The sequence below is a fragment of the Psychrobacter sp. H29 genome, from assembly GCF_059073055.1.
Genome location: NZ_JCACRY010000001.1, coordinates 1,207,994 through 1,226,532 on the forward strand (window position 1 = coordinate 1,207,994; position 18,539 = coordinate 1,226,532).

Sequence of the window (18,539 nt, forward strand, 5' to 3'; positions counted from 1 at the left end):
TAATAAGATACGGGTGGCGATTTTTTGTGGTTTGATGTACAATCTGCGCCCGCATTATTGTCGTCATGACTGCCCTTTTCAGTCAACAATAACCGAGAGAATGAAAAGCGAAACGTCACGATATTTTTACAAAAAATTTATTATTGACCGCATTCGCGTCTAACCCTTATCCCATCGTCCTTTGCCAAAATTTGGACCGCCTACAACCTTGTAGCAACATAGTTTTATTCTAAAATCAATATAGCATTTTCAAAATTTTCCCGCTATATTGTGCCTACCAATTAACAAACACGCTATATGTAGTACTCAGTGATTTTAACCATCACTATGAGTAGTGGCAGTCTTTTGTCCAAAAAACGACCTATCACAACCCCGCATAATAGCGTTATAAAGAATGTCTGCCGCCCACTCGGCGCGTAGCATCACTATAAGCAATCACAATAGAGGCTAGCATGACACATATTGATAAAATCCAAGTAACCAAACGTGATGGACGTTTAGAGCCTATTGATTTAGACAAAATTCACAAGGTGATCGCATGGGCCGCAGATGGCTTGGACAATGTGTCGGTATCACAAGTTGAGCTAAAGTCGCACATCCAGTTTTATGAAGGTATCAAGACGCGTGACATTCACGAAACCATCATCAAGTCTGCTGCCGACCTCATCTCTGAGACCACGCCTGACTATCAATATCTAGCTGCGCGTTTGGCTATCTTCCATCTACGTAAGATTGCTTACAACCGATTCACGCCGCCGCATCTGTATGACCATGTCAAAACGCTAACAGACGCTGGCAAATACGACCAACATATTCTAGCGGACTATAGCCGTGCTGAATTTGATGAGTTAGAAGAATACCTCGACCACTGGCGTGATATGAATCTTGCTTATGCGGCTGTTGAGCAAATGGCTGGTAAATATCTGGTACAGGATCGCGTGAGCAAGACGGTTTATGAGAGCCCGCAGTTCTTATACATGCTCGTCGGTATGTGTCTGTTTAGCCAATACGACAAGTCAGATCGTCTTGATTTCGTCAAACGCTTCTATGATGCGACCTCAGAATTCAAAATTTCCCTACCGACACCTATCATGTCAGGTGTACGTACGCCATCGCGCCAGTTTAGCTCGTGCGTACTGATCGAATGTGGTGATAGCCTAGACTCTATCAACGCCACCACTAGCGCCATCGTACGCTATGTGTCACAGCGTGCTGGCATCGGCATCAACGCAGGTCGTATCCGCGCCCTTGGTAGCCCTATCCGTGGCGGTGAAGCGCAGCATACTGGCTGTATCCCGTTCTACAAACTGTTCCAAACGGCTGTGAAATGCTGCTCACAAGGCGGCGTACGTGGTGGTGCAGCGACGTTGTTCTACCCACTATGGCATTTAGAAGTTGAGTCATTACTGGTACTAAAAAACAACCGCGGCGTCGAAGACAACCGTGTCCGTCATATGGATTACGGCGTACAGTTAAACAAGACAATGTACACGCGCCTAATCAAAGGCCAAGACATCTCGCTATTCTCACCAGGCGACACGCCAGGCTTGTACGATGCATTCTTTGAAGATCAAGACAAATTCGAAGAGCTATATACCAAGTACGAAAATGATCCTAACGTACGTAGCCGTCAAATCCCAGCAGCAGATTTGTTCAGCCTAATGATGCAAGAGCGCGCCAGTACGGGTCGTATCTATATCCAAAACGTCGATCATTGCAACACGCATAGCCCATTTGACGCGACGGTTGCGCCAATTCGCCAGTCAAACCTATGTATGGAAATCGCCCTACCAACCAAGCCACTTGATAACATCAATGACGAAGAAGGCGAAATCGCCCTTTGTACACTATCAGCGGTCAACTTGGGTAAAGTCGACAACGTCAGCGATATCGAAGAGCCAGCTGAGCTAATCGTCCGTGCACTTGATGCCCTGCTCGATTATCAAGACTATCCAGTAAAAGCCGCTCAAAACGGCAGCATGCGTCGTCGCACGCTTGGTGTGGGCGTGATTAACTACGCTTACTACTTGGCTAAGAATGGCGCACGCTACTCTGACGACAGCGCGCTTGGTCTGACCCATCAGACGTTTGAAGCATTGCAATTCTATCTCTTGAAAGCATCAAACAAATTGGCAAAAGAGCAAGGCGCGTGCCCTGCGTTCAATGAGACCACGTATTCGCAAGGTATCTTGCCGATTGATACGTACAAAGCCGACTTGGACAAAATCTGCCAAGAGCCGCTACATCTAGATTGGGAAACGCTACGCGGCGAGATCACTGAGCACGGTCTACGCAACTCTACCCTAACCGCCTTGATGCCGTCTGAGACCTCAAGTCAGATCGCCAACGCGACCAACGGTATCGAGCCACCACGCGGTCTGGTCTCTATCAAAGCGTCAAAAGACGGTATCCTAAAGCAAGTCGTGCCTGAGATTGATAAGCTAAAAGATCAGTACGAGCTACTATGGCAAATGCCAAACAATGACGGCTACCTAAAGCTGGTCGCTATCATGCAAAAATTCGTCGATCAAAGTATCTCTGCCAATACCAACTACGATCCAGTTCGTTATGCTGGTGGCCGTGTACCGATGAAGATATTGCTAAAAGACTTGCTAAACGCTTATAAGATGGGTGTAAAAACGTTGTACTACCATAACACTCGTGATGGTGCGAACGATGCCCAAGCGGATATGGAAGATGATTGTGCTGGCGGTGCATGTAAGATTTAAGGTTCGACTATCCAGCTCTCTCATTCAATTAAGAGAGCTGGATAGATATTTTATTTTTATTTAGCCAAAGGAGGTAAAACAGCAATATAGATAGCATAAAATCCCTAAAACTAACCAATAAAGAGGTAAATTAATTATGGCTAAGAATACAGGCCGTAGTACTCGCAAAGGTTCGGTAACAGCTCGAACTCAAATGAAGCATCCTAGTAACCCTAAGCATTCGCTTAAGAGAGACGCTACTACAGGTCAATTTATGAGTGGTATGAAAGGTAGTTACAAAGGAGTCGCACAGGAGGTAGATAGTAGAAGATAAAAATGGCATTGATGATAAATCACCAATGCCATCGGAGATACTGAATACGCCAATATTCAATATCAGGAAGTTGAGACTATCGACTTTCACAAGTGGTAAGAAAATAGAATAACGTTCCGTTCTTAGGCAGCTATTCTAATTTAAAACTTACCCCTTGTCCAAAGAAACCGTGAATTGATAGTCGCAAATGTTTCAGCTCAGGAGAAATGAGCATGGAAAAATATCGTGATATCGGTGGTAACTCTGGTATAAGCGCATACGAGATCGGTGACGACTTTATAACTGTGCGCTTTACGAAGGGTGGTATGTATCTGTACAACTATTCCATAACTGGTTCTAATCATGTCAAAAAAATGATTGAGCTAGCTAGAATGGGGAATGGACTTAACAGATATATAAACTTAAATACTAAGTACGCTTATGCTAGGAAAATAGCATAGGTTATTAGTCTAACCTCAATGGTTTAGTGTTGGGGCGTTTTCGCGCCTTGACACTATTAAGTATAAGTTGGCGAGAGGAGTAAAAATTTGAATACTTCAGTTAGTAAAAAGCCTTTTGCAAGAATTACTACTTGGGATGATATTTTTAAAATGAGTGGATATACCGACTCATTAGATCCTAAGAAGGAAAAATTAAAGCAAGTTATTAATAAATATGAACTTCCAAATAAGGGAAGATGCGGTTTATCAAATTGTCGCACACCTCATTATATTGGATGTATTGTTGAAACTGAATCTGGTAGGTTGACTAATTTAGGGAATGACTGTGGCAAAAAGTATTTTGGAGAAAACTTTACGTCCTTGAGTAACAAACTTAGCAAAGAGATTGATTACTCAAACAAAATCGAGAATATAAAATTAGCTAAATTGAATATTGCTGAAAATCATAGAAAGTTAAATGAAATAGAAGCTGATTGGAAGAAGATTGAAAGCGTTTATAGAGCTATAAAATCTGAAGGTCTTGATGAGCTATACGACAAGCTAGAACAAATGCAACATAGTAAGAGTTCCATTATTGCAATACAGCGTAGAGCTACAAAATCTGAGATTGAGCTTGAAGAGGTTAGAACAGGAAAATACGTTCAAAATCCTTTCTATATTTCTGATAACTTAGGTGATTTGAAAGGTTTAAACTATCTTACTGATAGAATCAAAATTAAAGCCATCATTCTAAATAGCAAAATAACTCTTGATCGTTTAAATGATTTTGATGAGGACAAGACAACTCTCAAAGAACTTAGCAAAATGATCAAAGAGAATGAAAAATTAGATGATAGTGTTCGTGAAGCTCATAGTATTATTGCGGATGGCTTTAAGTTGTTTAGTGCAGATAATATGAGACAATTTACTCCTTTAATAAGTAGTAAAAGGCATAGGAAGTTAAGAAGGTTTTTAAATTGTTGTTTTGAAAGCTCATAAGCCTAGATCAAGCGAATCTTTCTTAGTTGTAGAGTGCGCCTAGCGCACCGATGATATGGAAATTTAGCACGTAGGTTGGGTTGACGAAGGAAACCCAACGGTTTGAGTTTTTGTTGGGTCTCGTGCCTCGGCACCAACCTACTCAAATGCATAGGAAGCGGATATTTTGTAGGGTGCACGAAGCACACCCTACAAATTACGCCCAAACGAAAAAGTCGTTAAGGGCAAAGAAAGACGCCCTAGCAAGGCTTTTTAGCCCCGACTATAGTGGTATCCTGCTGACGACGATGGTGATGCAGTCGGTGGCTGAACGTAGTATCGAGACAACAGGAATGCGGTCAGACACGATAGACTGCACGCCAGCGGCAAGGCAGATACAAGCGGTAGGCGGGATTGTCTACTGTTATAATTAAAAAATACAGATAGAACTAAAACGACGGAGGTCATGTGCAATATACCGCAATCATCAAAGACGGTGGTTTGTTTATCCCAAACGTATTTTCAGACCTAAACGATGGTAGCTCGCATATCGTACAAGTCGAGGTTGATATTGCAGCGGTGCGTCAGCAGTTAGGTGTGGATGAAGCACCAAAGGCAACTGTCACCAAAAAAACCGTGGCAAAAGCAGCCAAAAAGCCAGTATCGAGAGCGGCTAAAAAAGACTTAAAAACAGCAGCAGAAGAGTCGGATGTGAGCATCCTACGCAAAAGCGCGCTTGATGAATTAGAAGCACTCGATGATAGTGAACTGAGCGAGATATTCAAAGCCTATATGAACGATGGGCAAGAGTCGTCACAGATATCACTAGAGAACCTCTAAGCTAAGACGCTATAATCCAAAAACGTGTCATAACATCAGATCAAAACCAGTCAAACCCCTATAAATTAATAACCGTATCAATTATAAAGGCAGTCCCATGACTTACTCGATTTTTTCGCAAACGCCAAACAATGCGCTAACAGAGCCGATGTTCTTTGGTCAGCCCGTCAACGTAGCGCGCTATGACCAACAAAAGCACCCTATCTTTGAGCAATTGATTGAAAAGCAGCTATCGTTCTTTTGGCGTCCAGAAGAAGTCGATGTGTCACGCGATCGTATCGACTTTAGCAATCTATCCTCACATGAGCAGCACATATTTTTGAGTAACCTCAAATACCAGACCCTACTCGACTCTATCCAAGGCCGTAGTCCAAACGTGGTGCTACTGCCGCTGGTGTCTATCCCTGAGCTTGAGACGTGGATTGAGACATGGTCGTTCTCTGAGACCATTCACTCACGCAGCTATACGCATATCATTCGTAATATCGTCAATGATCCAAATATTATCTTTGATGACATCATGCAAAACGAGCACATCTTAGGCCGTGCCTCTGATATCGCCCAGTACTATGATGAGCTGTATCGCAACTCACAGCTATATAGCTTGTACGGTCCAGGTACGCACAATATCAATGGCGAGCAAGTCACGGTTGATTTAAGATCACTGAAGAAGCAGATGTACCTATGCATTATGGCGGTCAATGTGTTGGAGGCCATTCGTTTTTATGTATCATTTGCATGCTCGTTTGCCTTTGCTGAGCGCAAATTAATGGAAGGCAATGCCAAAATCATCAAGCTCATCGCTCGTGATGAAGCGCTGCATTTGACGGGTACGCAGCACATGCTGAACCTGATGCGCAATGGTCGTGACGATCCTGAGATGGTTGAGATTGCCGCAGAGTGTTATGAAGAAAGCATCGAGATCTTCCGCAAGGCTGCTGAGCAAGAAAAAGAATGGGCAGGCTATCTGTTCAAAGACGGCTCAATGATTGGTCTAAACAAAGACATCCTTTGCCAATATATCGAATACATCACCAACTTGCGTATGGAGACCGTCGGCTTGCCAGCGGCGTTCCCGAATTCAAAATCAAACCCAATCCCGTGGATCAATACGTGGTTGTCGTCTGACAATGTGCAAGTAGCGCCGCAAGAGACCGAGATTAGCTCGTACTTGGTTGGTCAGATCGACTCTGACTTATCAGACAGTGATTTTGATGACTTTGAGCTATAAAGGTTCCGAATTATAAGAGCTGAGTTGTGAGCGCTTTGAGCTATAAGGGTTTTAAATCATAAAGGCTTGGGCTGTAATCACTTTATCGATTAATAGTAGGGATAGTAATAGCACAGATATATCCCAATAGGATCAGCGATGACTTGGGTAATGACCAGTAAAAAGCAGTTCTATCTACATGATGACGAGAGTCTGCTAGATGGACTGCTACGCACCGGACATGAGGTTAACTATCAATGCCGCGAAGGCTACTGTGGTAGTTGCCGAGTCAAACGTATTACTAGCTCGCATACGGTCGATTATCCGTTTGACCCGCTTGCGATGATTGAGGACGATGAGATCCTGCCCTGCTGCTGCCGCGTGCAAGGGGTTATTCATATCAATCATGACCCCATTGAAAAGTCATAATACAATGGTAAACGCAAAACCCTAAGCTTACGACAGTCAGCGTTGCTAAAGGTTCAAACCTTCAAACAAAAAGCGCGCTCCTTATCTAAAGGAACGCGCTTTTTTATGCGACTAGCTAAATCAATACACCTTACTGTGCCGCCGTATCTTGTTCAAACAGTTTCATCAACTCTTCGCGCATACGATCACGCTCGGCTTTTGACATCATTGGCGTTTCTTCATCACTTTGGATACTTGGCTCTGCTTCCATACCGCCCATACTCTCTCCTTGCAGTACCACAGGACGCTCGATAGGCTCTTGGACAGGACGTTCCTCTAGCATAATTTTTACTTGTGCATTTTTGCCTTGGCGTAGTATCTGCGCATCCAGCTCAGTATTTGGCGGCTTACGAGCAACATACTGAATCAAGGTATTGGCATCGGTCATCTCTACACCATCGATAGTTAGGATGATATCACCAACACGCAGTCCGCTCTTGGCAGCAGGACCACCTTGAATGACATTTAGCACTTCCACACCAGTTGAGGTTTCGAGCTGCGTTGGGTCACGTAGTTGTGACTGAATCTCGATACCGAGCCAGCCACGGCTGACGCGGCCATCTTTGATGAGCGCATTCATCACTTGCTCAACGAGCGCCGTAGGAATCGCAAAACCAATCCCCATCGAGCCACCAGAGCGTGAGAATATTACGGTGTTAATACCGACCAGCTCACCGCGCGCATCGACTAGCGCACCACCTGAGTTACCTGGGTTGATTGCCGCATCGGTTTGGATAAAGTCTTCGAATTTATTGACACCCAGTCCCGTACGACCAGTTGCTGAGATAATCCCTTGTGTTACCGTCTGACCGACACCGAATGGATTGCCAATAGCTAGGGCCAAATCGCCAACACGAATAGGATCTTCACGGAAGCCAAGTGGCGTCAGTCCTGTCATATCGACTTTGATCACTGCCAAGTCACTGTCTGGATCAGTACCGATGACTCTAGCACGGCTCTTGCGACCATCGTTGAATGCGACTGTAATCTCATCGGCTTTTTCGATCACGTGAGCATTAGTCACGATATAGCCGTCTTCTGATACGATGACCCCTGAGCCTAGATTGGTCGACCCTTGATCTTGTGACGGTCCACTATAATTTTCAAAAAAACGACGTAGGACAGGATCATCCATATAAGGATGCTCCATCATCGCTTGGGTCGTATAGATATTGACCACCGACTGTGATGCGCGAGCCACTGCGTTATGATAAGAAGATATCGGCGCTGGCGTGTCTGCCACTGGTGCTGAGGCTTGCTGCTCAGCTGGCGTGGTTCTTGGTGGTTCCCATGTCGCCTCTGATGTCGACTTCATACTCATAAACAACCAGATAAACGCTGCTAACACTAGCAACAATAAAACCCAAGGCAACCATTTTAATAGGGATGCCTTGTTATGGGTGTTCTGGGATGACGACATATAGAACCTCTATAAATGTAATGCAAACAAACAGTGAAAAATAAAGTTATAAGAGATAAAGTAAGTTGGTTGCGACTGATCGCATCTCATTGCCTGGCTAAGCAATGAAACGGTCTGGCTAGGCAACGGATGCACAGATAGGCAGACTTACATGTATAAATTATAACCGCAATGCCGTGAAATAGTAACGTATCGTGTACCGTTTCAGTTATCCATCTTGTCTACTCTTTTGCAGCGTCATGTTAAAATAAAAACCATGTAAAATACTTGCCACAGAGACCGATACGATAAGAATAAGGAAACCCAATGACCCAAAACACGACTAAATCTTTGACCAGTAGTATCAGTGCACAAGAACTGACGCAGTTCTGTGATGAGTATCTATCTACCAGTGCATTTAAAGACTACGCGCCAAACGGGCTACAAGTAGATGGTGGACGACCGATACAACGCATCGTGACAGGGGTGACAGCATGTGAAGCCTTAATTGACGCTGCTATCGCTGATAATGCTGATGCCATTATGGTGCATCATGGTTACTTTTGGAAAGGCGAACCTGCCCCGCTCACAGGCATGAAGGGTCGACGTGTCCGTAAACTCATGCAGCACGGTATCTCTATGATTGGCTATCACTTGCCGCTTGACGCGCATCCTGTGGTTGGCAACAATGCCCAGTTGATCGATGTCTTAGGTATGACGATGACTGGTGCGCTCTACCCTTCCGAGTCGCACCCTGTTGGCAATATTGCCACTTGTACACCGCAAACTACTGATGATCTTATCACCACAATTACTCAAGTATTAGGGCGCGTACCGCTTCATATCTCAGCCAATTATGAAAATAACGCAGATGCTCACTCACAGAACAGATTGATCAGACGAGTGGGTATTTGTACCGGTGGTGCCCAAGATATGATTGACCAAGCGGCTGCTATGGGCTGTGATGCCTTTATATCAGGAGAGATATCTGAGCGTACCACGCATAGTGCGCGAGAGTTGGGTATCGACTATTTTGCCTGTGGTCATCATGCAACCGAGCGTGGCGGTATCCAAGCATTGGGCGATATCGTTGCCAAAAAATTCGAGTTACCAGTGACGTTTATTGATATCAATAACCCTGCCTAAGAAATCAGCATAGCGTGTATGGACAGTTACATGGTAGAAAAACAGATTGAAAATTGATAGTTTCAGGCTTTTTTAAATTCACTGTCTATTTGTTTTCAGCCATTATTAGTCTTTTTGTGAATAACAGAAAGTTAATATATGGAAATTTAACCGTTTATGTCTCTATTGTTAAGTTTTATCGCTTTTTTCTTAACTCTACTTGAATAATACAATCGGTAACCGCATATTACTACCTGTAAGAAAGAACGTTTTGTCATGAAACTTCCCATTATTACAGCTTCCGGTTATGGCACTAGAGTGATATTGGCAGTAATCTAAGATTTTATTACACATGATAAGTAATGATATTTTAGAATGCTGGCTACTGAGACACGATGTATGCACTATATTTTGGCAACATCGTGTTTTTAACTTTAGTGTCGCGATGACAATAAAACGTGGCTTATTTTTATTCGATAGCTACTGTACTTACTCTCATCGCTGGACAAGAAACTTTGTAGCAAGCCACCTTATTACTAATAACACAAGGTGTCGCCAGTTTTCAAAGTTGCATAGTAAAGGCAAATGAAGATATTTATTTTAATCTTAAAATATCTCAATGCTGCTTAGCGCTATGTCATTGTCCCAATGACTTACTCATGACCTTACCTATGTTTGATATATAGTTGTTTGACCATTAGCCACATCGAAACATTGATGAAGGAATCATCTGATCTATATCCTTCCTATAGTCGTGCGTCTAGATTTTGAGACGACTGTTGTGATGATATAGAGGATACCTGAATCGCCGGTTAATGATCGCTCACATTGCTAACTCTTAGAGAGAGTATGCTAGTGGCACTGTATTCAAGCAAGATGATATGTACTTGTTTTATTCAAAAGTACCTTATCGTCTGAGACGCTGTATCGATAAGTGCAAAATGACGTGCATTTGTCTTTATGTGTTTTTGTGGTAAGAAGGATGGCTAAAATCAGGAGACATCAATGCAACGTATTACTTATCGTGTAAAAGTATCTGCGCAAGGGGCCAAACGCCGTATTTCTTATTTACTGCGTCCATCTAAACGCCTGCTTAACACCAAAAGTAACATCGTTTCATCCGTTACCCCTACCGCGTCAGGGCGTTTTGCCAGAACCAAGAAGCTGGCACAAGTATCCAGCATAGCGCTACTCTCTCTGCCAGCAGAAAGTCTGACCACTATGAGCGCGCCTGTGCCAGCTTATGCCAACGTCATGCTAGAGAACACCTTAACCATTGCCGCAGTACCAGGCGATAGTACCTATTTTGCGACTGATGGCTTCCAACATGGCTTTGGATTTGATTTGGTGCGCACTTACGCTGATGAGCTGGGTGTTGATATCGACCTAAAAGCTTATGCTAATGAAGAAGCTGCGCTAAAAGCTATCAGATCAGGTGATGCTGATATGGCGCTGACTACTGCCAGCACCAAGCTAAAAAGCCAGCTTAATCTGTCCTCTATAAATGTCAGCTGTGGTTATGATGCCAGTTTGACTAAAAATGGCTTACATCCAAAAGTCAGCTGGACGTTCAGTTCACCTAATGACCCACTATCCAAAAAAGCCAGTTACTTCTTGTGCGATAGCATCAAGCTACAAAACACACAAAAGCTAGCAGCATTCTACAATCAGAACTTGCTAAAAGATGCATATAGTCAGGATCATTTCCAAAAAACACTGACAGAAAAACTGCCTGATTATCAATCATCGTTTGAAGAGCAAGCGCGCAATTATAATCATGATTGGGAATTGCTAGTGGCTATGGGTTATCAAGAATCTCATCTGGATGCTGATGCGGTGTCACCGACTGGCGTACGTGGTCTTATGATGCTGACCAATAACACCGCAAAAGCGATGGGCGTCTCAGACCGTGTTGATCCTTACCAAAGCATTGGTGGCGGTGCACGCTACCTAGAGCAAGTCAAAGACGACTTCTCTGATGTACCCAAAACAGACCGTATTTGGTTTGCCCTTGCAGGCTATAACATGGGTCCCAATGCAGTCAAAAGAATTCAGCGTGAACTACGTGCTCAAGGTATTGATGATAAGAGCTGGGCGAACGTCTATGCTTATTTAGCAGATAACAAAGCTTCCAACAGTCGCTACGGGCAAGCAATGCATTATGTCAGTAACATCAGAAGCTACCTTGAGACCATCAAAACTCAAACTGTCTAGTCGATAGATCTCTATTGGATAGAAACTTGTAAAACTAAATATCCAAAAAAAAGCTGCTCTTATTAAGAGCAGCTTTTTTGTTATACGGTCAATCAAAACGATATCTAGATACCGTATCTAAGGTCTCATTAACGGTTGGGTACTGTCAGACGCTGACCACGCTGCAACATAGTGTCAGCAGCGATATTATTCATGTCAGCCAGCTCTTGTGTCGATACGCCATACTTACGAGCTAGACCGATCAAGCTATCGCCTGAACCAACGGTATAGCTTACAGTTACTTTTGGTACTTTAAGGGTTTGACCACGCTGTAACTGTGCGTTAGTTGCCAGATTATTCGTCGCTGCTAAATCCTCAACAGAAACTCCAAACTGACGTGCCAAAGCAATTAAACCATCACCTGATTGGACTTTGTAGTTTTCAGTGTTACTCAGTTTTGTTCCGCTACTCGCAGAGCTGCTGCTGTTACCACTAGTAGAACTACTGCTTTGACTACTGCTAGAGGCACTTGCAACACTGCCACCAGCAGGAATCGTAATCGTACGACCCAGTATCAAATTAGAAGTGGTCGTTAAGTTATTCGCTGATGCCAAATCGCTCAAGCCGATGTTATAGCGTCTCGCCACACCAGTTAGCGTATCACCTGATTTTACTTTATAGCTAACCGCTTTATCATTGAGCTGACGATCAACCAATTCTTTAGACACAGGTACTTTGATCGTTTGACCACGTTGGAGACGTGCTCTTGCATCAAAGTTGCTGTTAACAGCAGCAATCTCTGCGGCACTAACACCCACACTATTGGCAATGCCAATCAAGGTGTCACCTGATTGTACCTTGTAACTGGTGGTCGCTACTGAGCTTGCGCTATTGGCACTACTAGAGCTTGACGTACTTGCTGTATCAAAATTAACACTAGCTGGTACTTTTAATATCTGACCAACGTATAGTGAGCTGTTGGTATTGATATCATTTAGGCTGGCTAATGTGTCTGTTGATACATTGAACTGACGCGCTAGAGCAATCAGACCGTCTCCTGATTTTACTTTATAACTCTTGGTTGCGGCGCTTGACTTGTTCGACCGAGTAGAAGGTGCCGCAGGTGTTGTCGCCGGTGCAGTCACTTTGCCCGGTATCAACCACAACTTTTGTCCTCTAAGCAGATCTGCACGACTACTAAGATTGTTGTAGCTGGCAAGCTGAGTAACTGACAAACCAAAGCGATTTGCCGTACCGATGAGCGTGTCTCCGCCTTGTACAATATAGCTATCAGGCTGACTGGCTGCAGTATTATTGGCAGCAGCCAATGGCTCGATAGACTTAGCATTGTATAAATATAACGTACTACCAGACAATAAGTTGGCACTGGCGTCTATCTGGTTCCACTCTGCGATATCACGCCAGTTCACCCCAGCACGGCTCGCAATATTCGATAGGGTGTCGCCACGCTTGACTGTATAAGTACTGCGCGTGCCTTGCGGTTTTGGCTTGCTGTCCGATGACTTTGCAAAGCTAAGTTTTTTCTCTGCACCACTTGCTTCTAGGATAGACTGCTGCGTTTGAACGGCTGATAGGTTAATATTACCATCAGCATTAATTACGTTAGTTTCAGAGGTGCTTCTACGAATTTGATTGGCAATGAAATCACGCTCTTCTTTGCTCAGTGGTGGCTCTTGGACAATCGTATTATTCTGAGTGATTTGAGCTGAAGTGGTCGGTAGACTGTTACTACTCTTAAGCTCAGCATTGATTTTTTTGGTCTCAGCGTTGGTCAATGGTGGCTCAGTACGAACTGAAGCACTACCGCTATAAACAGAGCTGCTCGTCGTTTGAGCCGATGGTGAGATATAGCTTGTCGTTTGCTGAGGGACGCTAGCGATAGCAGCATAATCGGCCAGAGCGCTGCTGCTAGATGGTAGTGATGATGAGGTATATGGCTTGTTATTATAGCTTGGTGTCGTTGACGCCGGTGTGCTTGTATTACCAGATGCCAATACGTTACCTGTACCATTGCCGCGCAATAGGCTCAGTTTGGCATCAGCATTTAGGCTAACATCGTTAGGAATAATGACACGCTGCGGACCTGAAGAATCAACACGACCTGAGGTCAATGCCGTGTTGAGTCGTTCGAGCTCATCATAAGTCACACCTGTGAGCTGTGATACCTCAGACAAGCTCACACCATAGTTGACTGGCACACTACGGAAATGCTGACGATTGGCAATAGCTGGTAGGTATACGCCATACTGCTCAGGTTTGGCAACGATCTCGGCAACTGCCAAAAAGCGTGGCACGTAGTTCATAGTCTCTGTAGGCAGCTGCAGTGACCAATAATCGGTTGGCAAGCCGCGTGCAGCGTTCGCATCAATGGCTTTTTGTACACGACCAGGACCTGCATTATAAGCCGCCAGCGCAAGCTCCCAACTACCAAATTGGTTGTGCAGTGCGGTCAAGAAGTCATAAGCGGCACGGGTCGACTCAATCACGTCACGGCGACCATCATAAGTACTGCTTTGGTTCAAACCATAAATACGGCCCGTACTTGGAATAAACTGCCATAGCCCTGCAGCGGCTGCACTACTGGTGCCGCTTGGATCATACGAGCTCTCAATAACGGGTAGCAAAGCCAGCTCTGTCGGGATATTACGTCGCTCAGCTTCTCGTACCGTATGATAAATATAACGGCTGGCACGCGCTGTTAAACGGTTTAGGTAGTCTTGTCTGCTAGTAAACCAGCTTTTTTGTCCTTCGATACGCTGATTATAAATCGGCTTACCACCGTTCATACGGTAACCGGCACGCAGGCGATTCCACAAATCACCATACTGTTGAATGGCAAGCTGGTTGCCCTCCACCATTGTCATGTCAGTTGCTTCTAACAAATCTGCCAACTCATCTAAACTCTCTGCATCTAAAAATGCAGTAGAATAGTCTGTACTATTCGTCGCCACTTGAGTAGCAGGACGTTTAGTAACAACAGATGAGCTATTAGTCGCACCTGTGTTTTTTACTGCTGAGGTGTTGCTACACGCACTGATGAGTAACGTTGATACTGCAAGCGTCAAGGGTAACGCGACAAACGAGCGAGATTTTGATAGCACAGTAGACATGGTATTGGAGGTTTCCTAACGACAGAAAGTGATAAGATAAAGTTGATAGATAGTATAGTATGCAACGTAAAGCAAAAACCAGCCTAATATAAAAGATAGTAATGATCGTTTAAAGAATCGTTTAAAGCTGGTACCTTTCAAAGACTTTTAATGTCAGACTTTTAATGTCAAAATCCTTAGTCATAGGTTTTGACATCGACAATCAGACTGACTACTTTTTCAAACAAATAACCGTTTTTTGCTTTGTCTGACGGACATGCTTGGCTACCCACTCTTTTTGTTAACAGGTAATAGGCAGCAGCTAACTACGCTTGTTCTGAGTCAGACTTAGTTAATAGCTACTTGCGATACTGCGCGCAGTAGTATGGCATTACCAGTAGATACCGTCAGCGTCACGCGAGAGGTAGTAACAAACGATACTGGCTGACCGTTTTTGATCCAGCTTTCGTTTGTTGTGACATTGGCTTTGGCCTGATCACCTGTGATGACCACATTATCTACTGATATGTCATAGCGATAATTCGACGTATCGTTCCAGCTATTCTGCAATAGTCTCAAGTAGGCGTCTTTATCTAGGCTAGTCGACTTACCCTTTCTAGATAAAGAAATCAGCGCATCATCAGATACAAGACGCGCCACTTGATTGATGCTTTGGTTATTTGCAGAGGACTTCATTGCTGATGCATAATTTTGCACCAAAGCTTCTGTCATCGTGGCAGCTTGTGCACTGATGCTAATGGTGCTGGCTACTGCTACTATCGCAGTGATGCTGGCGCCTTTTACCAAGAGAGCTAATAGCCCATTACCCAATAGTTTTTTCATGATAATCCTTAGCGATATTTTTCGTTAGCGTCATATAGTGACGATCAACGCTCTTTATCATTTATTTTGGCAGTACGTTTTTATAGATATATCTATATGATTATACTTATATAATATGCCGAGCCTATCATCGAATTCTCACAGCCATGTGACACCCTGTGTAATTATTGCGACTAACAAAACGCAGAAGTCTCACATTCGCGGCTATGACACCGCACGTCATTAAAACGGTTATTTTTATGACGTTTGGTACCATAACATTTGATCTCAAGGGCTCTTATAGTGGCTCTTAATACTACATCAGCTCTCAATACTAGAATTTGGCGTCGCTATTGCTATCGTCATCTTGCTCGTCGTCACTGAGCTTCATACCCAAACGTTCTACACGTCTGTCCATCATTTGTCGAGCTAAGGCCTGCATATCTTCTACGCGATCTATCTCATCAACAATCTCAAGCCCTAGCAGGGTCTCAAAGACATCTTCTAACGTGACCAAGCCTTTTACTTCGCCATATTCACCGACAGTAATCGCAATATGAATACGGTTTTTTAGCATAAGCTCTAGTAGATCGAATAGCTTCATTTTAGAGAATACGAAAGTAATGTCTCTTTTGAACTGGGTCAACGGTTTGTGCATAGCATGATTGACCTTAGCCAGTAGCATGTCAGTCTTTAAGACAAAACCCGTAATATTATCTAAGTCACCATCATAAATAGGCAGTCGAGAAAAAGTCAGTTTTGGGCGATCAACCAATAACTCAGCCACTGTTTTGTTTTCTTCAAATGCGAGCATCACTGAGCGCGGCGTCATGATGTCTTCGACCTTAATAGCACCAAACGCCAGTAGATTACGAATAATACGTGACTCTAATGGATCGATCTGACCTGACTCTTCACCAATGCTAGCAAGTGCGGCAAACTCGCGACGGCTAAACGTTTGCGTCTCTTTACCGCGTACTAGTAGCTTAGTCAAGCGTTCTGACACCCAAATAAGTGGGTACAAAATCATGATAATACCGCGGACAAAGTATGCCACCATGCCACTCAGCTGACGCCAGTAGACCGTACCCAGTGTTTTTGGAATAATTTCAGATAAAAACAAAATGGCAAGCGTCATAATGGCAGAGAATAAGCCGAACCAAGCGCTACCAAATACGATCGTCGCCTGCGCACCAGCCCCAATAGAGCCAAGCGTATGCGCGACCGTATTTAGGGTCAAGATAGCGGCCAATGACTGGTCGATATTGTCAACTTTAAGGCTCTTTAGCATGGCTGCTTTTTTGGGGCTTGTTTCTTGCACATCGGCAATAAACGATGGCGTCATGCTAAGCAGAACAGATTCTGCAAGCGAACAAACAAAAGAGACGCCAATAGCAAGCAAGACAAAAAATATCAAGAGAGAAACGCTAAGCGCAGTTGGTGCAGCAGCAGCGGTTGTTGTGGCTACAGCACCAGCTGCCCATACAGACTGCGGTAGCATCAATAACGCTAACGCAGAAAAAAATGTATAACCAATTTGAGAACTATGCTTCATTCTCGGGGGAGGTTCTGCAGATGCGTCTTCACGATGAGCGCGCGGACGACATAAACGAGGTACAAACATAAAAGTGGTGAACAAGTTAGGTAACCTAAAAAGAGAAAAGGGAATATGACATAAAGAGCAAAAGATGTCGGTTAGTAGCGTACTACAAGATACCTAGAGATCATTATAATGTTGATTATATATAGATCAGATACGATGTCAGGCTCGTTCAGTCTACTCTGTAGTACTTTTACTCACCATCTACGTCACTACACTGCTACGAACCGATACCACTGCTCAAAGCTGACTTAGCACTGCTCCAAAGCTATATTTCGCTTCAATAGACAGCAGACTAAATGCAGGCAATCATTGCCATTTGATAGTAGCATTGATAATAGCATTTCACAATAAGTCGCTATTTTTAAGTTTTTATTTTTTGGTCACTTTTATTGTTCATTATTGCCTCAATATTACTGAGCGAGTCACTGCTGTTTGTGGCTCCTTATAATGCTATTTGTGGCTTCGTATTTGCGTATCCTATACTTGGAATAGTAAAACGTTGTTGTGACACCTGTGTGCTGCTAGTATGCCGCTACGCTAACAAAAACACGCTCAGCCTATGATTAACAGTTACCAAGTCGGGTATTTTTTGTTACTATGCGTCTAATTTTATTGTTATCTATGACTTACTGAGAGATATTATGAGCCTATTTATCCAAGCTGCCCATGCTGCCCCAGAGACTGCAGGTGCTGCAGGTTTATTCGGTCAGATTTTACTACCTGTTGCCTTTTTTGCCATTTTTTACTTTTTGGTTATTCGCCCGCAGTCTAAGCGTACCAAAGAGCACCGTGCAATGGTTAACGCTTTGAGCGTTGGTAATGAAATCATTTTTGCTGGTGGCTTAATGGGCCGTATCAAAGCGATCGAAGGCGATTATGCCGTCGTAAGCCTAAACAACAATACTGACGTAAAAGTACAACGTGCTTCTGTTATTTCAGTATTGCCTACTGGCACGATCGAAGGCGTATAGTCTCTACTGTTTCTTACTAGTAATGATTTGATGGTCATCTCACCACTGGGTGTCATGACAAAACAATGACCGTATATCATTTACGGTCATTTTTCGCTATTAAGGCAGTAAAGTATAGTTGCCATATAGGCTGAGTTTTTGTCTATATATATTGGCTCTTGAGACACATTGGTTTTATCTATTTGCTTGGTGATATTTTTGGTGACTAGATAAAGATACCGCTGTATTATTTGCTTTATTGTTTTATGCTTTACTATCACCGCGGATGATCGCAATGAAGCCTGCCAAATAGACAGTCAATCATTGCTGTCGCTAACTTCCCATCTGCTAACTTGTGGCTCACATCGCCAGTCGTTTAT

The 18,539-nt window shown here is 43.7% G+C and carries 13 protein-coding genes; 9 read left to right on the top strand and 4 right to left on the bottom strand.

Annotation, left to right across the window (positions count from 1 at the left end):
* Positions 1-452 precede the first annotated feature (452 nt).
* From nrdA to yfaE, 6 genes are all read left to right on the top strand, one after another.
* Positions 453-2,729 (top strand): class 1a ribonucleoside-diphosphate reductase subunit alpha, encoded by a 2,277-nt coding sequence (gene nrdA, locus AC5JP1_RS04725; RefSeq protein ID WP_493843339.1) that lies wholly within the window; start codon positions 453-455, stop codon positions 2,727-2,729.
* Positions 2,730-2,865: 136 nt separating this feature from the next.
* Positions 2,866-3,042 carry a hypothetical protein gene (locus tag AC5JP1_RS04730; protein WP_347162118.1) on the top strand — a complete coding sequence of 59 codons (177 nt, stop codon included), beginning with the start codon at positions 2,866-2,868 and terminating at the stop codon, positions 3,040-3,042.
* 527 nt (positions 3,043-3,569) lie between these two features.
* Entirely contained in the window at positions 3,570-4,460 is an 891-nt protein-coding gene (locus AC5JP1_RS04735) for a hypothetical protein (RefSeq protein WP_493843340.1), read from the top strand.
* Between the two features lie 447 nt (positions 4,461-4,907).
* Complete coding sequence (locus AC5JP1_RS04740) at positions 4,908-5,279, top strand: hypothetical protein (RefSeq protein WP_493843341.1); 372 nt, start codon at positions 4,908-4,910, stop codon at positions 5,277-5,279.
* A gap of 97 nt (positions 5,280-5,376) precedes the next feature.
* Complete coding sequence (nrdB, locus tag AC5JP1_RS04745; RefSeq protein ID WP_290176118.1) at positions 5,377-6,510, top strand: class Ia ribonucleoside-diphosphate reductase subunit beta; 1,134 nt, start codon at positions 5,377-5,379, stop codon at positions 6,508-6,510.
* A gap of 138 nt (positions 6,511-6,648) precedes the next feature.
* Positions 6,649-6,918: a class I ribonucleotide reductase maintenance protein YfaE gene (yfaE, locus tag AC5JP1_RS04750; protein WP_493843342.1), complete on the top strand. Its 270-nt coding sequence runs from the start codon at positions 6,649-6,651 to the stop codon at positions 6,916-6,918.
* 130 nt (positions 6,919-7,048) lie between these two features.
* On the opposite strand, the gene AC5JP1_RS04755 is transcribed toward yfaE, so the two are convergent.
* Positions 7,049-8,377, bottom strand: coding sequence for a S1C family serine protease (locus AC5JP1_RS04755; protein ID WP_493843343.1), 1,329 nt, complete (start codon positions 8,375-8,377; stop codon positions 7,049-7,051).
* 306 nt (positions 8,378-8,683) lie between these two features.
* Between AC5JP1_RS04755 and AC5JP1_RS04760 the strand changes: the two genes are divergently transcribed.
* Positions 8,684-9,502: a Nif3-like dinuclear metal center hexameric protein gene (locus AC5JP1_RS04760; RefSeq protein ID WP_493843344.1), complete on the top strand. Its 819-nt coding sequence runs from the start codon at positions 8,684-8,686 to the stop codon at positions 9,500-9,502.
* 984 nt (positions 9,503-10,486) lie between these two features.
* The gene (locus AC5JP1_RS04765; protein ID WP_493843345.1) at positions 10,487-11,695 is read left to right on the top strand and encodes a transglycosylase SLT domain-containing protein; all 1,209 of its coding nucleotides are present in this window, start codon (positions 10,487-10,489) and stop codon (positions 11,693-11,695) included.
* Between the two features lie 128 nt (positions 11,696-11,823).
* Here the strand turns inward: AC5JP1_RS04765 and AC5JP1_RS04770 are convergent, their stop codons facing one another.
* The 3 genes from AC5JP1_RS04770 to AC5JP1_RS04780 form a co-directional block, all read right to left on the bottom strand.
* Positions 11,824-14,805, bottom strand: a complete 2,982-nt coding sequence (locus tag AC5JP1_RS04770; protein ID WP_493843346.1) for a LysM peptidoglycan-binding domain-containing protein — start codon at positions 14,803-14,805, stop codon at positions 11,824-11,826.
* A 327-nt stretch (positions 14,806-15,132) separates the two neighbouring features.
* Positions 15,133-15,627 (bottom strand): hypothetical protein, encoded by a 495-nt coding sequence (locus AC5JP1_RS04775; protein WP_493843347.1) that lies wholly within the window; start codon positions 15,625-15,627, stop codon positions 15,133-15,135.
* Between the two features lie 313 nt (positions 15,628-15,940).
* Positions 15,941-17,230, bottom strand: a complete 1,290-nt coding sequence (locus AC5JP1_RS04780; protein ID WP_493844435.1) for a CNNM domain-containing protein — start codon at positions 17,228-17,230, stop codon at positions 15,941-15,943.
* Positions 17,231-17,850: 620 nt separating this feature from the next.
* On the opposite strand from AC5JP1_RS04780, the gene yajC reads away from it, so the two are divergent.
* Positions 17,851-18,180 (top strand): preprotein translocase subunit YajC, encoded by a 330-nt coding sequence (gene yajC / locus AC5JP1_RS04785; RefSeq protein WP_319050287.1) that lies wholly within the window; start codon positions 17,851-17,853, stop codon positions 18,178-18,180.
* The last annotated feature ends 359 nt before the right edge of the window (positions 18,181-18,539 follow it).

What these genes read in the sequence shown, in the direction of transcription:
- nrdA (WP_493843339.1), top strand. Translation starts at nt 453, where the DNA reads ATGACACATATTGATAAAATCCAAGTAACCAAACGTGATGGACGTTTA.
- AC5JP1_RS04730 (WP_347162118.1), top strand. Translation starts at nt 2,866, where the DNA reads ATGGCTAAGAATACAGGCCGTAGTACTCGCAAAGGTTCGGTAACAGCT.
- nrdB (WP_290176118.1), top strand. Translation starts at nt 5,377, where the DNA reads ATGACTTACTCGATTTTTTCGCAAACGCCAAACAATGCGCTAACAGAG.
- yfaE (WP_493843342.1), top strand. Translation starts at nt 6,649, where the DNA reads ATGACTTGGGTAATGACCAGTAAAAAGCAGTTCTATCTACATGATGAC.
- AC5JP1_RS04755 (WP_493843343.1), bottom strand. Translation starts at nt 8,377, where the DNA reads ATGTCGTCATCCCAGAACACCCATAACAAGGCATCCCTATTAAAATGG.
- AC5JP1_RS04760 (WP_493843344.1), top strand. Translation starts at nt 8,684, where the DNA reads ATGACCCAAAACACGACTAAATCTTTGACCAGTAGTATCAGTGCACAA.
- AC5JP1_RS04765 (WP_493843345.1), top strand. Translation starts at nt 10,487, where the DNA reads ATGCAACGTATTACTTATCGTGTAAAAGTATCTGCGCAAGGGGCCAAA.
- AC5JP1_RS04770 (WP_493843346.1), bottom strand. Translation starts at nt 14,805, where the DNA reads ATGTCTACTGTGCTATCAAAATCTCGCTCGTTTGTCGCGTTACCCTTG.
- AC5JP1_RS04775 (WP_493843347.1), bottom strand. Translation starts at nt 15,627, where the DNA reads ATGAAAAAACTATTGGGTAATGGGCTATTAGCTCTCTTGGTAAAAGGC.
- AC5JP1_RS04780 (WP_493844435.1), bottom strand. Translation starts at nt 17,230, where the DNA reads ATGTTTGTACCTCGTTTATGTCGTCCGCGCGCTCATCGTGAAGACGCA.
- yajC (WP_319050287.1), top strand. Translation starts at nt 17,851, where the DNA reads ATGAGCCTATTTATCCAAGCTGCCCATGCTGCCCCAGAGACTGCAGGT.